The organism is Dehalobacterium formicoaceticum, from assembly GCF_002224645.1.
Classification (GTDB): Bacteria; Bacillota; Dehalobacteriia; order Dehalobacteriales; family Dehalobacteriaceae; genus Dehalobacterium; species Dehalobacterium formicoaceticum.
This window is the reverse complement of record NZ_CP022121.1, coordinates 962,081-978,272: the sequence shown is the minus strand read 5'-3', so window position 1 is coordinate 978,272 and position 16,192 is coordinate 962,081. Positions and strand designations below refer to the sequence as shown.

The following is a 16,192-nucleotide window of genomic DNA, read 5'->3' as shown; positions in this document are numbered from 1 at the left end:
TCATTTAGTAATCTTTCTCCGGGATACTTTTTCTAGCGGACTTCCTCTTGATCCATGGCTTCAATAGCGGTTTGAATCTTAACCATCAGCTTTTGCCCCACTTTGATCAAACCAATTAACAACAGGCCCACGAGGATCCCCAGCCAAAGACCATTGAAGGCGCGGAGCAGGGAAATGACTATAGGGGTATGAATATGGGCAAAGGTATTGACCAGAGAAACCTGTCCGATCATCCCCACTACTAAAATTGGCAGATATTTATCCCGATAACCTAAATAGATCAATAAAAACATCAGGGGGTGACCAATAAGGAACTCCTTTGTCCGAGGCCGGACTGCCAATAAATCACCCAGTCCCGAACGCAAGGCCAATTCCCAGGCAGAGACAGTTCCACTGTCATTACCGGTACGCATCAAATATATCAGCAGTACAATACCTAATATACCCAAAAGTATTACATGCTTCACCGCGATGGGATAGTCTAAAACCTGCCCCGCCTTTTTCAAAGGATGCATGGTGGAACTCTTAAAGACATAAAAGATCAGGACAATGAGGAAAAGGGGCACTACATGTGCCAGTTTTACCCCCATGAATTGATCCAAAGTATACATGAAGGTTTTATCTCCTAACAATCCCACCATGAGCAAAGCACCAATCCAGGATATCAAAGCCATTTTTATAAATTGAAGGATCGTATTCCCTAAGCCGGAGGATTTTTCACCTAAGCAAAGGGTGACGGACAAAGTGGGGAAAATGATTACGGACATCAAGGCCATCGCCTTTCGCGCGATGCTAATCTCACCTATAAACAGCAATCCCAGAAAGGCGATAAAGCCCAAAGCGCCTAAAAGCAAACCTAATCTTCTCAATTTTAATTGTTCCAGCAAGAGCATCCCGCCGGCGGTTACACCTAGTCCGATCAGCGCCAGATAAAGACGGGAAAATGGCAATGATCCAAAGCCTTGGGCATAGCCCAATTGGTAACCTTTATCTTCTAACGAAGTCTTTAATTCCGCCAAATAGTTGTTCAGATCTTTGATGCCCATACCAGGAATGAGACGCACTAAAAGCACCCGGATATCCCGCTCTGCAGCCGCTAAGGTATACCGTTCCACCGCCTGGCTTTGGGTTGTGGTCAGCATCTCCGCTTCACCGATGGAATGCATGCGCACCATATTCTTTTCCAAATATTGGCCTACCATACTGATTCCTTTTTGCGGTAAAAATTCGATCATCCCCAAAGGAACATGCAACCCTTCAATTTGATGAGCAATGGCTTTCAATGCTTCTTTTTGCCGATGGATCGGCAGACCTATCCCCGGTACCTCCCGATCATTAAAAAATACAGCGGAAACCGGCATATCCTGAAACTGGCCGAAGACTACCTCCAGGCTTTCCTCCGTCACATTTCGCCAAAAACGGATCTGCGGAATGATCTGTAAACCCACAGAGCGCACCAGAGACAAATCCTCTTCTTCAAACCCTACCCCTAAAAGGATGATATCATTTAAAGACAAGGATGTTCCCAAAACCGGCATTACTCCCTGAGGTGTCTGAAGATAGCAGCTGAGGAGCTGAGGATTTTGATCAGCCAGCTTTAGGGATAGGTTCCTTTGTACCCGTTCCATGCTCTCTTCATCCGCAAAGACCAAATAGGTCCAATCCTCTTGAATCTCTTCCTCCTGGTCATTCTCTTTCAGCTTAAGTCCTTGACTGGCTCCTGTTCTCAAATCCCACTTCATTTCAATCCCTGTTTTAAAAAGCAGGTCCCCTTTGGCCTTCAGATCATTCAAGGTGGTTTCCTTAAAGAGCACCCCTGTGATTTTTCCCCGGAATTCTTCCAAGACCTCTTGCTCCGGGATATTTTCCCGTGCTGCCAGTTCTTTGACTTGTTTCCAATCTAAAACGGCTGTAATTTCTTTGTTTGCCTGCTCCACACCATTTCGCGCCCATGCTACATATCCGGCCATCAACATCCCTGCCAAAATTGCGCCTATTAATACCCATTTCCATCCTTTATTCATCACGCTCTGCCCGACCTCCATAAAAAGCCTTCCTTTATTCAAATAACGCCTATATTCTACCATAAATTTTTCAAATTAAAAACATGGAAAGTTTATCTCAAAAATAAAAAGAGTACGACATTCGCGTCGTACTCTCTCTTTAGCTGAGATTAAGTTCCGAAGAAAGCCGGATTAGATTACTAAAGTCACTGAAATAGCCTTACTGTTACTATTACCGGATCGTTCAACATAACCTTTAAAGACAAACTCCGATCCCAGTGTTCTCAGCATCTTCAGACTAACGCCATCACCATTTGGATCCAAGATCCGGATGGCCTCATTGATGATACTGTTTGTGGAAACATAGCCCTGCTCATCAATGGTGGCTTTATTCTTACTGAGCAGTGAGATCCCGGGGAATCCAGGGATCGAATCCATACGGACGCCATCAATCTCTACTTCCTGCATCACTAAGGTGCCTTTGTTTACATATTTGCCGTTGATTTCAATTCCTGTAAAGTAGGTGAGATCATCTTCAGCAGCAAGACTGAATTCAAAGGAATCGGTTCCCTCTTTTGCCAGGACTTTTCCGGTTTGATCCTTTAGCTGCAATTTAATCTCATTAATGGAAATGGTCGGCTCACTGTCACCATCGCCGCCGCCTCCACCACCACCGATGTTACCTCCAGGTGTGTCTTCAGTATCTCCTATTTCCTTACCGTCCACATTTACATTTTTCACACCGTCTGCTAATTCCACTTTAGTGGGCGCTTGTTCAATGGTGACGTTAGAACTCTCAATGCGAGCGTTCCCAACGGATCCCTCTCCCGTGACGGTTGCAGGAGCTTGTACTGTCAGTTGAGTCACCGAGGTTCCTGTTCCTAAGACCACCTGAGCATCATCAGCATCCTCTTGAATGGTTAACCTTTGAATGGTTCCTTCCTCCAGTTCGAGAACCACGTTTGGCCCGGTGATTTCCACGTTATTAAAGGTTCCGATCAGAACAACTTCCGCATCTTCCGGAATGATCACATCAATAAATCCGCTTCCCGTGAGATCCCCCTCTTCCAAGATCCCGTCTGATTCCATGATGACTTCTGTCATGGTGCTGGTTCCCTGGACAAGAATACGCACATCGGCACCTTCCGGTACATCCACAATTACAGTCTGACCGTTAAAATTATACATGATGACACTTTGTTTCCCGCCGCCGCGAATAATGGTATCACCTTCAACGGTGACATTATTAAGATGAACTGTGCCGCTGCCGATACCTTCCGCCAAATACAGGTTCCCTTTAATGACCATGTTTTCCAGGGTGACATCGGCGGCAGTAACAGTGACATTGCCTTCTACCGTCATGGATGCTGTTTCCGATCCATAGGCCCCGGCCTCATTATAAAATTCCCCGATTATCCGATCCAATGTGGCTACCGACTCCGCCCTGGTGATGGATTTGGTCGGCTGAAACGTTCCGTCAGGATAACCCCCCATATAACCGGCTTCGGCAACTGCTCCTACCAAACCTTTGCTCCAGGCTGGGATTTTGTTCACATCGGTAAAATCCGACGCCCCCTGCTCATCATTCTCTAAGGCCATAATCCGGGAAAAAACAATGGCAGCCTCCTGGCGGCTGATCGGGCTGTTCGGCTGAAAAGTTCCATTAGGATAGCCGGTCATATAGCCGCTTTTCATCGCCTTGGCAACTTCTCCATAGAACCAGTTTCCCTGCTGAACATCAGAAAAATTGAAATTTTCTGTTGCAATACAGCCTAAAGCCTGATTAATGATGGTAATAAATTCGGCTCTGGTAATTTCACGATTGGGCTGAAAGGAACCATCGGGATAACCTCCCACAACGCCTTCCTGATTCCATTCAACGACGAAATCTTCTGCCCAATGACCGGAGACATCCGTTAAGGATGTTTCTGCCGCTAAGGCCATGGTGCCAAAAACAAAAAACAAGCACAGGATCATAGCAATAGCCATAGATTTTTTCTTTACATTCAAGTTTTTCTTCCCCCTTAAAAATATAAATGTATGTAAAATTTGTCATTTTAGAGACTTCTACAAAACATGAGGAAACCCTGCCTGTTTCTTGTAATTAATCCAAATTTTTTGCCAATCTGTGGAGCAACACAATAGCCTCTGCCCGAGTGACAGTGGATTTAGGAGCAAAAAGGCGGTCGCTTTTTCCCACCATGATCCCGGATTGGACAACCTGGGCACAGCTCTCCCGGGCCCAAAGAGCAATATCTCTCTGATCTTGATACCTATTAAGTACGCTTTGATCGGCAGGTAATGATTTGCCCTTAAGTTTCTCTGCCCTTACCATCATGGCAGCTATTTCCTGCCGGGTAATCCTGGCATTGGGGGCAAAACGGCCTGACCCTACCCCAGTCACAATGCCATGATGGGCAGCTGTCATAATATCCTGATAATAGGGATGGCCTACCCCCACATCCTGGAACTTTTGTGTTCCGGTCTCATGAATTAAGCCCAAGGTCCTGACGACAAAGGAGGCAAATTCAGCACGGGTTATTTCCCGATTAGGATAAAACTTTCTATCTCCCGATAAAATGACCACTTTTTTCCCTGTCATGGCCAAAATATCACTCTCTGCCCAGTGTCCCTTAATATCCGTAAATTGCTGCGGCTTTTGATTGACAACAATCATAAACAAACCCGGGGTTTTTATCTGGAAACGGATAGTTTTGTTTACCCGATCAATGTTCCCCCCCAAATCATCCCATTTGCTCTGGGTTTCATTGAACAAAAACATGGTCAGTTTATTTTCATCCGCAACACTAATCAGGGCTTCACTGGGATATTTTAACCGGATGGCCAGATTAGAAGCAAATTCATGGATCTCATACTGTTTCACGCCGGCTACGAGAATTTCCCCCGATAGTTCCCAGGAGGAAGTGCCTAACCGGTCTATGCCTAGTTGTTGATAATACCACTGATCAAAGTTCTCAGTAACTTTGATGCCGCTGCCTCTTTTGATAATTAATTGTACGCTTAAAGGCTCCCCGGATTTTAAGGCTGTCTGCCATTCCTTGGTTTTAAATATCGCCGGTGTGAAGTCCAGGGTCATATGGTTAGTTTCCAAAGTGATTTGGATCCCCTTTTCTTCTATATATTTTAGAGCCTCATCAGTGATTTCCAGTTTCTTTACATTGCGTTCTGTATGCATCATTTTAAAGGCAGCACGATTATCCTGAAGATTGTTTTCAATGTATTCCCGATTCAACCTTAAGGTTTCCTCATCTTCCGCCCCCGACACAGGCAGCACACTGAACAGGATCATCATCCCCAGGATGATTGGCATCAGCCATTTTACCATACTTTTCATATAATTCCTCCCCTTTTCGATTGATACCGATTTTCCCCATATTGATTAGATTATATCATTCCGGCCTTCGCTTTTCAATTTAACCCGGAGACAAAAAGGCACAAGTACAAGAAGATACGAGCAGAAAAAAAGCAGGCGTATTAGCCTGCTCTGCATTCAGGAATCCCGGGATCCTTTAGCTTTTAAGGGCAATACCCCTTAAGAAAAGATCTGTGACTTCTTCCGCCAGTTTTTCCAGATCATTTTTTCCTAGAGCACTAATGCTCCTGCAGCTGACAGCATGAACCGCACCATAAAAAAACAAAGATGTCCTTTCGGTTTCCTGTGGTCTGAATGAACCTTCATCTGTTCCTTGGGCGATGATTTCCCGGATCACCCGGATTTCCTGTTCATGAAACTGGGCAAACTCTTCATGGACCTCAGCACCCAGTTGCAGATATTCCTGCATCATCACCTGCGTCATGTCCCGATGCTCATGAAAAAAAATCATGTGCAGATAAGCCACTTCCTTTAGTTTTTCCGAGAATCCCTCGACCCCTTTGATTTGAGCCATCAGCCGGTCCTGATAATATTTTTTGCCTATTTTGATCATTTCAATGAAAAGCCGTTCCTTGCTGGGAAAATATTCATAGACCGTTCCTTTGCCCACATCTGCTGTGCGGGCAATTTCCTCCATTTTAGCCCGATGAAAACCCTTTTGTGCAAAAACCCGAACTGCCGCCTGCATAATACGTAACCTTTTATCCTGGGGGTTCACTTCAAAGCGCACCTGGCTCCACCACCTTATTAAATGCCGCCGGAAGCCGAAGATCCGGTAAAAATACCGTAGGTGAACTTAGCCTTGGCTAAATTGTAATTGTATAAGGCGCTTAACAATCCCAAATCGGCTTGCTGAATTGCCCCATCGGAGCTGAGGACATCATAGCCGGTGGCCATACCTACATCATAGCGGAGCTTGGTTAGGCGCAAAGCCTCTTTGGCCTGTTCCAGGCTTTTGGTAAGCACCTGATAGTTTTCCTCCGCTGTTTTCAGATCCAGATAAGCATTTTTTATGTTCATTTCCAGCGCAGCTTTCTCCTGATTCAGGTTAACCTCTGCTTCCTTCACTTTGAATTTTGCATCCCGATAAACAAAGGTATTTGCCGTAAAATAGGTTTGGTGATAATCCCAATTAGCTTCATTCATCTTATAGCTTTCCTGGGCTGAAACTAAGGACAAATCCTTCGATTGCATTTCCTGGAAAACCTTTTGCGGGTCAATGGTTCCAGCCGGGTTGAAATTAAATTGATCCGTTAAAACGATGGGAGTATCCAGGTTCAAGCCCAATGTTTTATTCAAAGCCATGCGGGCTTTCTCCATATCGGCTTTACTTTGATTTACCTCTGCTTCCGCAGATTTTAACTGGGCTTCTGCCGCAATCACTTCAATTTTGGCCACTGTCCCTGCCTTCAGCTTCGCCTGGGCTACCTTTAATTGCTCCTGGGCCCTGGCCAAAGCAGATTGAGAAACCGCCAACTTTCGTTCCCCTTGGAGCAACCCGTAATAAGCGGATTCCACGCCAAACTTAATGCTGTTTTCCGTATAGGTTTTCTTGGTATCGGCGATTGTCTTCCCCGCTGCTGCGTTCACCGGTACAACATCGATTACCATGGCTTGATTTTGATCCCTGCGGTCTTTATCGGGCAGCGCACTGCTATTGATCATCTTATCTCTGGCAAATTCCGCCTGTTCCAATGTTAATTCCGCTTTCTCCACATCAATGGCTGCTAATTCCACCTGGTGATTATCCTTCATAGCCATTTCGATGGCCTGATTCAAGCTGAGCTTCTTTACCTCCGGTGCAGCTTCATCTCCCAGGGTAACCCCTGCTGTAGCCACGGCCAAGACCAGGACTATTATCATCACCCAAAGCCAGTTCTTTTTCATTTACATAACCTCTCCTTCCGATATTTGCTTTTTCTTAGGTTTTCTGCTAAGTTTTCTTTTTACCCAATTGGCGGCGTCTTCAACCAAGGTATACATAACCGGCACAAAAACCAAGGTAAATATGGTAGAGGTAGTTAACCCGCCCACAACAACTGTCGCCATCGGTGCCTGAGTTTCCGCTCCCTCACCAATTCCCAGGGCTAAAGGTACCATGGCCATGGCAGTGGTCAACGCCGTCATTAAAACGGGGCGCAGCCGAATCGGGCCGGCTTTTTTAATCGCTTCTGTCATATCCAGACCGCGCCGACGCAGCACATTGATATAATCCACCAGCACGATCCCATTATTGACCACAATGCCTACCAGCATAATCAAGCCAATGATCACGATCACACTGATGCTCCTGCCGGTGATAACTAATCCGGCGATAGCCCCGATAAACATGGTGGGTACCGTAAACATGATTACAAAAGGATAAATAAAAGATTCAAATTGGGCCGCCATCACCATGTAGGTGAGAATCATGCCTAAAAGCAGGGCCAAGCCCAGGCTGGTAAAGGATTCAATCATATCAGCATTTTCTCCGCCGATTTCGATACTATACCCTTGGGGTAAATGAAGGTCCTGCAATTTCGTTTCAATATCCCGGGTGACACTGCCCAAATCACGGCCGCTGATTTGACTGTTAATGGCAGCAACCCTGCTGCGGTTCTCCCGATCAATTTGAGTGGGACCAAGATCAGTATTTGTGGTAATCAAATTAACTAAGGGGACACGGATACCTGCGGGGGTAATAATCTTCACATTATTCAGATCCTGAATACTCTGACGATATTCCTCAGGCAAAATGACACGAATATCATATTCATCTCCCCCGGTGCGATATTGGGTCGCCACATTGCCATCAAAAGCAGTGCGCACAGCAGAAGCCACTTGAGCTACACTGATGCCGTAGCTGACTGCCCTGTCCCGGTCGACCTCGATTTTCAGTTCCGGCCGACCAACGGTCATACTGGACTCCACTTCCCGCGTCCCCGGCACGGCAGCAACCATTTCCTGAATCTCCTCAGCCATTCCCTTTAAGACATCCAGATCATCCCCTTTTAAGGTAATGGCGATGGGGGCAGCTGCCATGCCACCCATCGACATACTGTCGCTTATCGTCACAGAAATATCTGCCCCAGGAATGTTCTGAACACGTTCCCGAATATCGTCGGCAACCTGATCGGCACTGCGCTGCCGCTCAGCTTTGGGAACCAATTGCACCTGCATGTCAGCCACTTCCGAGGCGGATGTTCCCATCATATCTGCACCGCCCACATTGACAAACACCGTCTTAACCTCAGGGATTTCACTGATAGCCATTTCTATTTTTTCCGCCGCCCGGTCCGTTTCTGCCAAAACAGTCCCCTTATCCAGTTCCGCAGTAATCGCCAGTTCACCTGTATCCGATTTAGGCATAAACTCCGTACCGACAATTGGAATCATAGCCAGGCTGGCTGCCAGGACAGCAATTACACCGATCAGAACTGTTTTACGATGGCTTAGGGACCAAGCCAAGATTCTGCTGTAGCCATTTTCGATTTTTTGAAAGAGACCGGCTTTCCGTTCATCCTGATGCTTAGGAACCACTAAAAATTTTGAACAAAGCATGGGCACAAGGGTTACAGCCACCAACAGGGCCACACCCTGGGAGGAAACCACCGTTAAGGCCAATTCCCGGAATAGCATGGAGGCCAATCCTTCTACGAAAACAATGGGCAAAAACACCACTGCAACGGTGAGGGTTGATGCCACTACAGGCATCCCCACTTCACTGGCGCCTTGGACGGCAGCATCTTTCATGGAGTAACCGTCCTGGCGGTAACGGTAGATGCTTTCCAATACGACAATGGAGCAGTCCACCAAGTGACCGATCCCCAGGGCCAAACCACCCAGGGACATCATATTCAGTGTCAGTCCGCCGGCATATAATACCGTAAAAATCCCCACAATAGAGATGGGCAGTGCCAAACCGATAATCAAGGTACTGCGTATACTGCGCAAAAATAAATAGACAATAATCACTGCCAGCAATCCGCCCTCGATGGCATGGGAGGATAAACTATTAATGGATTGCCGGATAAAGGTGGCCTGATCAAACACAGTCTTGGCTTGCACATTTCCCGGAATCTCCTGGGACAATAAAGCCATTTCTTTTTGTACCAGGTCAGATACCTGCACCGTATTGGCCTCACTCTGTTTTTGCACACTGATCGCGACACTGGGTTCCCCGTTCATACGGCTGACTTGCGTCTGCTCAGCAAACCCGTCCTTTACTGTGGCAAGATCCGCCAGGGTAATGGATTTTCCTCCGGCAAGACCGATACGTACATTCTTGATATCATCCAGAGTTTCAAACTGCCCCAGGGTGCGCACAAACAGTTCTTTCTTTCCTTCTGTCACCTTGCCGCTGGCCACATTCATATTCTCAGCGCGCAAGGCCTGACTGATTTGATCTAAACCAACTCCGTAAGCATCCATTCTTACCGGGTCGGCCAAAATTTGAATTTCCCTGGTATACCCTCCCGTAACGGCAACAGAGGCCACACCGGAAAGCCTCTCCAGGCGGGGTTTTATCACATTTTCCCCTAAATCTTTTAAATCTTTCAGATCTTTGCCTCCGGACAAGCCTAACTGGATCACCGGCATCATAGAGGGATCAGCCTTCATCACCATGGGATTTTTTACATCATCGGGAAGCATTCCTTTGATCATATCGATCTTTTCCCGCATCTGCAAAGTGGCGAAATTCATATCTGTGCCGAAATTAAATTCTACCATCACGAGAGATTGTCCGGCATAGGATGTGGATGTCACATTTTTTACATGTTCTACCGTGCCCAAAACGTCCTCCAAAGGCTCAGTCACAGTGGACTCTACTTCTTCCGGACCAGCTCCCGAGTATTCGGCAACAGCCACGGCATAAGGCAGATCCATTTTAGGAAAGAGATCGATGGATAACCGGGTTAAAGAAACAAAACCCAGCAACAGGATGACCAGGATCACCATGGCAATGGTAACGGGACGTCTGACGGAAGTTTCGATAATCTTCATGGATTAGATTCCCCCCGATGATGTTACCAGTGACCCATTTTGCAGTTTGTTCTGCCCGCTGAGCACAATCTGGTCCCCTTCTGCTAAACCGGACAGGACCTGAATCTGAGCTTCATCTTCCACCCCGGTGGTAATTTCCGTTTGCAGGGCTTTCTGGTCTTTGATCACATAAACATACTTCTTGCCGTCGCTTTCCGTCACGGCTTGTTTCGGCACCAATAAAACACCTTTTTTTGTTTCTAAAATCAGCTTCATTTCGGCAAACATCCCCGGTTTTAATTTGTTGCCGTCATTGGGAATCTTAATCGTAATGGGAAAGGTATTGCTCTGACTCTCAGCAGCAGGGCTGATGGTGTCAATTGTACCGGTAAAAGGTTCAGCCTGCACAGCTGTCACAAAGACATCAACATTTTGACCGGCTTTCAGTTTATTGATGTCTCCTTCAATCACATTGGCTTCCACCTGGACCGGATTGATATTGACAATGGTCATGACCGGTGCCATAGCGGCCATTTCCCCTACTTCTACCATGCGGGCGGAAACGATGCCTCCTGCCGGAGCAGTGACTACAGCATTGGCGATTTGAGTTTCGATCAGCTTAACGGAAGCAGCGGCGCTGTCCGTGCTTCCTGTAGCAACCATGGTTTGCGCATTCTCCAATTGCTGCTGAGAAACAGCACCCTGTTCAAAAAGAACCTTCGATCTTTCCAAATTGGTTACGGCACTTTCGTAATTCGCCTGGGCCGCTGCTAAAACAGCTCGGGCTTGTTTCAGCTGTGCCTGAAGTTCAGTCGTTTCCAGACGAAGAATCACAGCTCCTTTACGCACCTGATCCCCTACCTGAAAATTAACTTGAGCAACCTTGCCGGACATTTTAGGAACAATGTTCACTTCCAGATTGGCAGCAATTTTGCCATTAACCGTAGCAATACTGGAAATATCTCCGGTGACAACCGCTCCTGATTCCACGAGTACGGCCTTTTCTTCATTCTGTTGCTCTGTACCGGTTTCCTGGGCACCGCATCCCGAAAAAACCATGATGCTCATCCCGATAAGAAGGGAAGCAAATATTTTTGAATTCGCTCTTGCCAATGCTGTGGTCCTCTCTTTCACTCAAAATTTTTACTAAGAAACACGGAAACAACCCATATGTATTTCCGACCGGCGGGTCGGTTATCACAAGCTTATTTTATTGCATCCTCATTTCCGTGTCAATTAAAAACTTGTTAATTCTCACCCCAATAAGAAATATTTAAACTAACCATAATAATAATATTTTCTTGTCTATTTTTTAATTAGTTAGTATACTGATTATGCAATTTACTTTTTACACCCTTTTCCCCCGCTTAAAAATGCGGGGGTTTAGTGATTGTTCGTGAATAAACGTGCAGTATAAGAATTTTTTTTATTAATTGGAGGTTTAAATGGTTACGACGAGAAAATTGGGTACGGATCAGCCCCTAAAATTATTGATCAGTTTCTCTATCCCGGCTACGGTAGGTATGTTGGTCCAGGCAATGTATAATGTAATCTCCCGCATATTTATCGGCAACAGCGTCGGTACTTTGGGTATCGCAGGCATCACCGTTGCTTTTCCCGCCATGATGATTCAAATGGCTTTTGGCTTTATGATCGGGATGGGTGCCACAACCTTGGTTTCCATCCGCCTGGGGCAGAATAAAAAAGATGAAGCGGAAAAGATCATCGGTACCACTGTTCTCTTGTTAGTACTTGTTTCTCTGCTCATCACCGTTTTTGGTATCCACTTCCTGGAACCGATGCTCAGGCTTTTCGGAGCCAGTGAACAGGTGCTTCCTTACGCCAAGGATTATTTACACATTGTGCTCTTAGGAACTGTGGTGGGACTAATGGGCTTCGGTATGAATAATTTCATCAGAGCTGAGGGAAATCCGAAAAAAGCTATGGTTACCATGCTCATGGGATCTGTTTCTAATATTATCCTTTCCCCAATCTTTATCTCTCTTCTGGGCTGGGGGATGAAAGGTGCAGGCATCGCAACGGTTATTTCCCAAGGTATTTCTGCATCCTGGATCCTTCTTCATTTTGCCCGGGGCAAGGGAGAATTAAAAATCCGCAAAAAATATCTGAGAATTGATCCAAAACTAAGTACCAGTATTATGTATTTTGGTCTCTCCCCATTTACCATGCAGTTAGCCCAAAGCCTGCTCAATGCCGTGATGAACACCAACCTGCGTACTTACGGCGGGGATATGGCGATTTCCGGTATGGGTATTGTTGTCGCCCTGATGTCCTTGATCATGATGCCCATCATGGGGATTAACACCGGAGCCCAGCCTTTGATCGGTTATAATTATGGAGCCAGGAAATTTGATCGGGTGAAGGAATTCCTTAAATACTCCATTATCGCTGCTACAGTCATTGCTGTTATCGGCTTTATCTTCATCAGAATGTTTCCCACGCAGCTGATTGCTATCTTTAGCAGCAAAGACCAGGCACTGATTGATTTTGGCAGCAAAGCCTTAGTTAACTTTCTGATTTTTCTGCCCATTGTTGGCTTTCAGATCGTCGGTGCCGGATACTTTCAAGCCATTGGGAAGCCTGTGACAGCTATGATTTTAAGCCTTTCCCGGCAGCTTTTGGTTTTTATCCCCATGCTGCTGATTCTCCCTAAATTTTTAGGCTTGAACGGCGTGATTGCCTCAGGTCCGGTGGCAGACCTTATCTCCACCATTATCACCGGGATTTGGCTGGCCTTTGCTCTCCAGGATCTGAACAGAAAAATTCAGTCCAACATGAACATAGGCTCCAAGGGGACAAAGGGCACTGAAGACGACAAGAAACCAGAAAAGGGCGCGCTGCCCAAGATAATCAATGAAAAGCAATTGGTGCCGGAAAAATAAGGCGGAAAACGATTCAACTTACAATAAGGCCAGGGACTGATTTATCAACAAGTCCCTGGCTACTTTCATAAAACAAAAAAGTCGGAAAGGTCGGTCAATCCACATTGCACACCAAATCCCTGACCTTTCTATTTGCTTCGTCTTGGTAATATTTGACGGGACAATGATCCTGTCCCTCTGTCCCCCGTAATTCCTCATTTTTACAATACCTTTGACAAAAATTCCTTGGTTCTAGGATCTTGCGGGTGGGAAAAGATTCCTTCCGGCGTATTTTCCTCGCGAATCTTCCCTTCGTCCATAAATAAAACCCTGGTGGCAACCTCCTTGGCAAATCCCATTTCATGGGTTACAATCACCATTGTCATTCCCTCGTCGACAAGTTGCTTAATTAAATCCAGAACTTCGCCTACCATTTCCGGATCAAGTGCTGAGGTAGGCTCATCAAATAGCATCACCTTGGGGTTCATGGCCAAGGCACGAATTATTGCTATTCTTTGTTTCTGACCACCGGAAAGAGTTGAAGGATAAGCATCTGCTTTATCTTCAAGTCCAATTCTTCTTAACAAGCGCAGGGCATTTTCTTTGGCCTCAGCTTTTATTTTTGCACCGGTTGTATCGATTTCATAATAGGTTTTCTTATTATTTGTAAATATATTTCTGATTCTGATAAAGAAATTTTTAAGCTTTTTCATGCGCAGATCTTGAGTGTGAAGATAGACAGGGGCAAGCATGATGTTATCAATAACAGTCTTATTATTAAATAAATTAAATTGCTGAAAAACCATTCCCATGTGACGGCGATGAATATTAATATTAACTTTCCTATCAGCAATATTAACCCCGTCAAATATTATTGCACCGCTTGTGGGATCTTCCATGCAGTTAAGACAGCGTAGAAAGGTGCTTTTTCCGCTTCCGGAAGGGCCTATGATCGCAATTTTTTCGCCTTTTTTAATGGTAGTCGAAATACCCTTTAGTACTTCCAGCTTACCGTAATTTTTCTTGAGATCAATTACGTCTATCACTTTTTCTTAGGCTCCTTTCCATTAGTCTTATCAGCATTGATGCTAAAGCAACCAGAACAATATAGATTATCGCCATTACAAGGTATGGAACCATAAACTCATAACTGTTAGAACCGATATAGTTAAATGCAACGTAAAGGTCTGCTGCACCGACAAAGCTGACAACCGATGTTTCCTTAATTAAAGTAATAAATTCGTTGCCCATTGTCGGAAGGATATTTTTGATCGCTTGAGGAACAACAATCTTTAACATCGTCACACCATAGCTTAGTCCAACGGCACGACCTGCTTCCATCTGGCCCGGGTCTACAGAAAGGATGCCGCCTCTCATAATTTCCGAAACATAAGCGCCGCTGTTAAAGCCAAATACCAAAACACATACATTCAAGGCCGGCATATTTACACCAATTATAGGCAGGATAACATAATATCCTACCAACAGCTGCACGACCATAGGTGTTCCCCTGAACATTCCTACATAAAAAGTACAAAAACCGTTTAATATTCTAGGCAATCTTTTGTCCTTGGGAATTACCCTGACAATGGCGATGAGAGTGCCGATGACAATTCCTATTGCCAGTCCTACTATAGCAATATAGAGGGTGTTATGAAGACCGGTCAGAACTTTTATATAGCCATTTTGGTTATAAAAGATTTGCCAAAACACGTCTAATTTCTTATCAAAATTTTCCATCTTACCCACCTAAAGCTACAATACTCCGCACATTTTGCGGAGTATTGTATGATTTTTGTTGATTATTATTAATTGATTAGATGTGGATATTTTATTGCTTGATTTAACTTAGTTAAGATCAGTTTTTTAGTTTAAGTTATTAATGGCTTGTGAAATAAACTGGGCAGGAGCTTCATCAATAATAACATAATCTATATTTCCGTTAATCATATCCTGGACAGCAAGAGAACCGTTTTTATAACCTACAGCGGTTGCATTAAGTCCGCTAAAGCCCCAATCTTTATCACCTTCAACATAGAATTGTCCGGTTGTTCCTGTCTGAACACCAATTTTAGTATCACTGCTGAATCCGGATAAAATCCCTTCCACATCAGCTGCTGTTTGGCTTTGATCAAAGCTTGTATCTTCTCCCTTAACAACAACCTTCTGCGCGGCATTATAGTACGCATCCGAAAACGCCACATATTCTTTTCTATCTTCTTTAATAGTAAGACCGGACATGGCAATATCAGCTTTACCCTGTCCTACTGAGAGACAGACAGCATCAAAATCCATATTACTGATTACAAGCTCTTTGCCGAGACGTTCCGCCAGAAGTGCGGCAATTTCCATATCAATCCCGTGATACTTATCACCGGCAGTATATTCAAAGGGTTCGAAGGCGGCATTTGTAGCTACAATAAGCTGATCTTTGCTGCTATCTAATTTGGCAGAAGTAATGGCTTTAGGTTCACCGTCACCAAAATAATTGTTTAAAATTTCGTCAAATGTTCCGTCTGATTTAATGCTAAGAATAAATTCGTTTACTTGCGTAAGGAGTTCCGGTTGACTTTTGTCCACACCGAAAGCATATTCTTCTTGGGTCAGTGGGATGTCAATAACCTTAACCTTAGTGCTGTCTCCGCTTGCTCCATTGTCTGAGGTGCCGTTTGAACCACAACCGGCAATTGCAAGGGTAAGCAAAGAAATAAAAAGCAGCGGAATAATAGATAATTTAATATTTTTTTTCATAGTTCCTCTCCTTAAAATATAATGATTTTGCTCCAAATGCCTTGTGTTTCCTATACGCATTATACATTACCGCGATAATACATTTTTGTCAACATACAAATGCACTATGTCAGCAACAGCTGAAACTATCCCAAGTTGAAATAACGTGTCAACATTGTCCCCTTGATTTTTGATTTCTTCGATTTTCCTTTGGTAGTTGA

The 16,192-nt window shown here is 44.9% G+C and carries 11 protein-coding genes; 1 reads left to right on the top strand and 10 read right to left on the bottom strand.

Annotation, left to right across the window (positions count from 1 at the left end):
- Positions 1–32: 32 nt before the first annotated feature.
- The 7 genes from CEQ75_RS04810 to CEQ75_RS04780 all read right to left on the bottom strand — a co-directional run bounded on the left by CEQ75_RS04810 (position 33) and on the right by CEQ75_RS04780 (position 11,472).
- Positions 33–2,045 carry a DUF5693 family protein gene (locus tag CEQ75_RS04810; RefSeq protein ID WP_089609321.1) on the bottom strand — a complete coding sequence of 671 codons (2,013 nt, stop codon included), beginning with the start codon at positions 2,043–2,045 and terminating at the stop codon, positions 33–35.
- Between the two features lie 150 nt (positions 2,046–2,195).
- Positions 2,196–4,013 (bottom strand): S-layer homology domain-containing protein, encoded by a 1,818-nt coding sequence (locus tag CEQ75_RS04805; RefSeq protein ID WP_089609320.1) that lies wholly within the window; start codon positions 4,011–4,013, stop codon positions 2,196–2,198.
- A gap of 94 nt (positions 4,014–4,107) precedes the next feature.
- Positions 4,108–5,358 (bottom strand): S-layer homology domain-containing protein, encoded by a 1,251-nt coding sequence (locus tag CEQ75_RS04800; protein ID WP_089609319.1) that lies wholly within the window; start codon positions 5,356–5,358, stop codon positions 4,108–4,110.
- Between the two features lie 175 nt (positions 5,359–5,533).
- Positions 5,534–6,127 carry a TetR/AcrR family transcriptional regulator gene (locus CEQ75_RS04795; RefSeq protein ID WP_089609318.1) on the bottom strand — a complete coding sequence of 198 codons (594 nt, stop codon included), beginning with the start codon at positions 6,125–6,127 and terminating at the stop codon, positions 5,534–5,536.
- Positions 6,128–6,144: 17 nt separating this feature from the next.
- Complete coding sequence (locus CEQ75_RS04790) at positions 6,145–7,284, bottom strand: TolC family protein (RefSeq protein WP_089609317.1); 1,140 nt, start codon at positions 7,282–7,284, stop codon at positions 6,145–6,147.
- Positions 7,285–10,380, bottom strand: a complete 3,096-nt coding sequence (locus tag CEQ75_RS04785; RefSeq protein ID WP_089609316.1) for an efflux RND transporter permease subunit — start codon at positions 10,378–10,380, stop codon at positions 7,285–7,287.
- Positions 10,381–10,383: 3 nt separating this feature from the next.
- On the bottom strand, positions 10,384–11,472 hold the full coding sequence (locus tag CEQ75_RS04780; RefSeq protein WP_089609315.1) for an efflux RND transporter periplasmic adaptor subunit: 1,089 nt from the start codon (positions 11,470–11,472) through the stop codon (positions 10,384–10,386).
- Positions 11,473–11,804: 332 nt separating this feature from the next.
- Between CEQ75_RS04780 and CEQ75_RS04775 the strand changes: the two genes are divergently transcribed.
- Positions 11,805–13,262 carry an MATE family efflux transporter gene (locus CEQ75_RS04775; RefSeq protein ID WP_089609314.1) on the top strand — a complete coding sequence of 486 codons (1,458 nt, stop codon included), beginning with the start codon at positions 11,805–11,807 and terminating at the stop codon, positions 13,260–13,262.
- A 200-nt stretch (positions 13,263–13,462) separates the two neighbouring features.
- Here CEQ75_RS04775 and CEQ75_RS04770 read toward each other — a convergent pair whose 3' ends face one another.
- From CEQ75_RS04770 to CEQ75_RS04760, 3 genes are all read right to left on the bottom strand, one after another.
- On the bottom strand, positions 13,463–14,287 hold the full coding sequence (locus CEQ75_RS04770) for an amino acid ABC transporter ATP-binding protein (RefSeq protein WP_089609313.1): 825 nt from the start codon (positions 14,285–14,287) through the stop codon (positions 13,463–13,465).
- On the bottom strand, positions 14,271–14,981 hold the full coding sequence (locus CEQ75_RS04765; protein ID WP_089609312.1) for an amino acid ABC transporter permease: 711 nt from the start codon (positions 14,979–14,981) through the stop codon (positions 14,271–14,273). The genes CEQ75_RS04770 and CEQ75_RS04765 overlap by 17 nt, the downstream gene beginning before the upstream one ends.
- 126 nt (positions 14,982–15,107) lie before the next feature.
- Positions 15,108–15,992 (bottom strand): transporter substrate-binding domain-containing protein, encoded by an 885-nt coding sequence (locus tag CEQ75_RS04760; protein ID WP_089609311.1) that lies wholly within the window; start codon positions 15,990–15,992, stop codon positions 15,108–15,110.
- Positions 15,993–16,192 lie beyond the last annotated feature (200 nt).

What these genes read in the sequence shown, in the direction of transcription:
- CEQ75_RS04810 (WP_089609321.1), bottom strand. Translation starts at nt 2,045, where the DNA reads ATGGAGGTCGGGCAGAGCGTGATGAATAAAGGATGGAAATGGGTATTA.
- CEQ75_RS04800 (WP_089609319.1), bottom strand. Translation starts at nt 5,358, where the DNA reads ATGAAAAGTATGGTAAAATGGCTGATGCCAATCATCCTGGGGATGATG.
- CEQ75_RS04790 (WP_089609317.1), bottom strand. Translation starts at nt 7,284, where the DNA reads ATGAAAAAGAACTGGCTTTGGGTGATGATAATAGTCCTGGTCTTGGCC.
- CEQ75_RS04785 (WP_089609316.1), bottom strand. Translation starts at nt 10,380, where the DNA reads ATGAAGATTATCGAAACTTCCGTCAGACGTCCCGTTACCATTGCCATG.
- CEQ75_RS04775 (WP_089609314.1), top strand. Translation starts at nt 11,805, where the DNA reads ATGGTTACGACGAGAAAATTGGGTACGGATCAGCCCCTAAAATTATTG.
- CEQ75_RS04765 (WP_089609312.1), bottom strand. Translation starts at nt 14,981, where the DNA reads ATGGAAAATTTTGATAAGAAATTAGACGTGTTTTGGCAAATCTTTTAT.
- CEQ75_RS04760 (WP_089609311.1), bottom strand. Translation starts at nt 15,992, where the DNA reads ATGAAAAAAAATATTAAATTATCTATTATTCCGCTGCTTTTTATTTCT.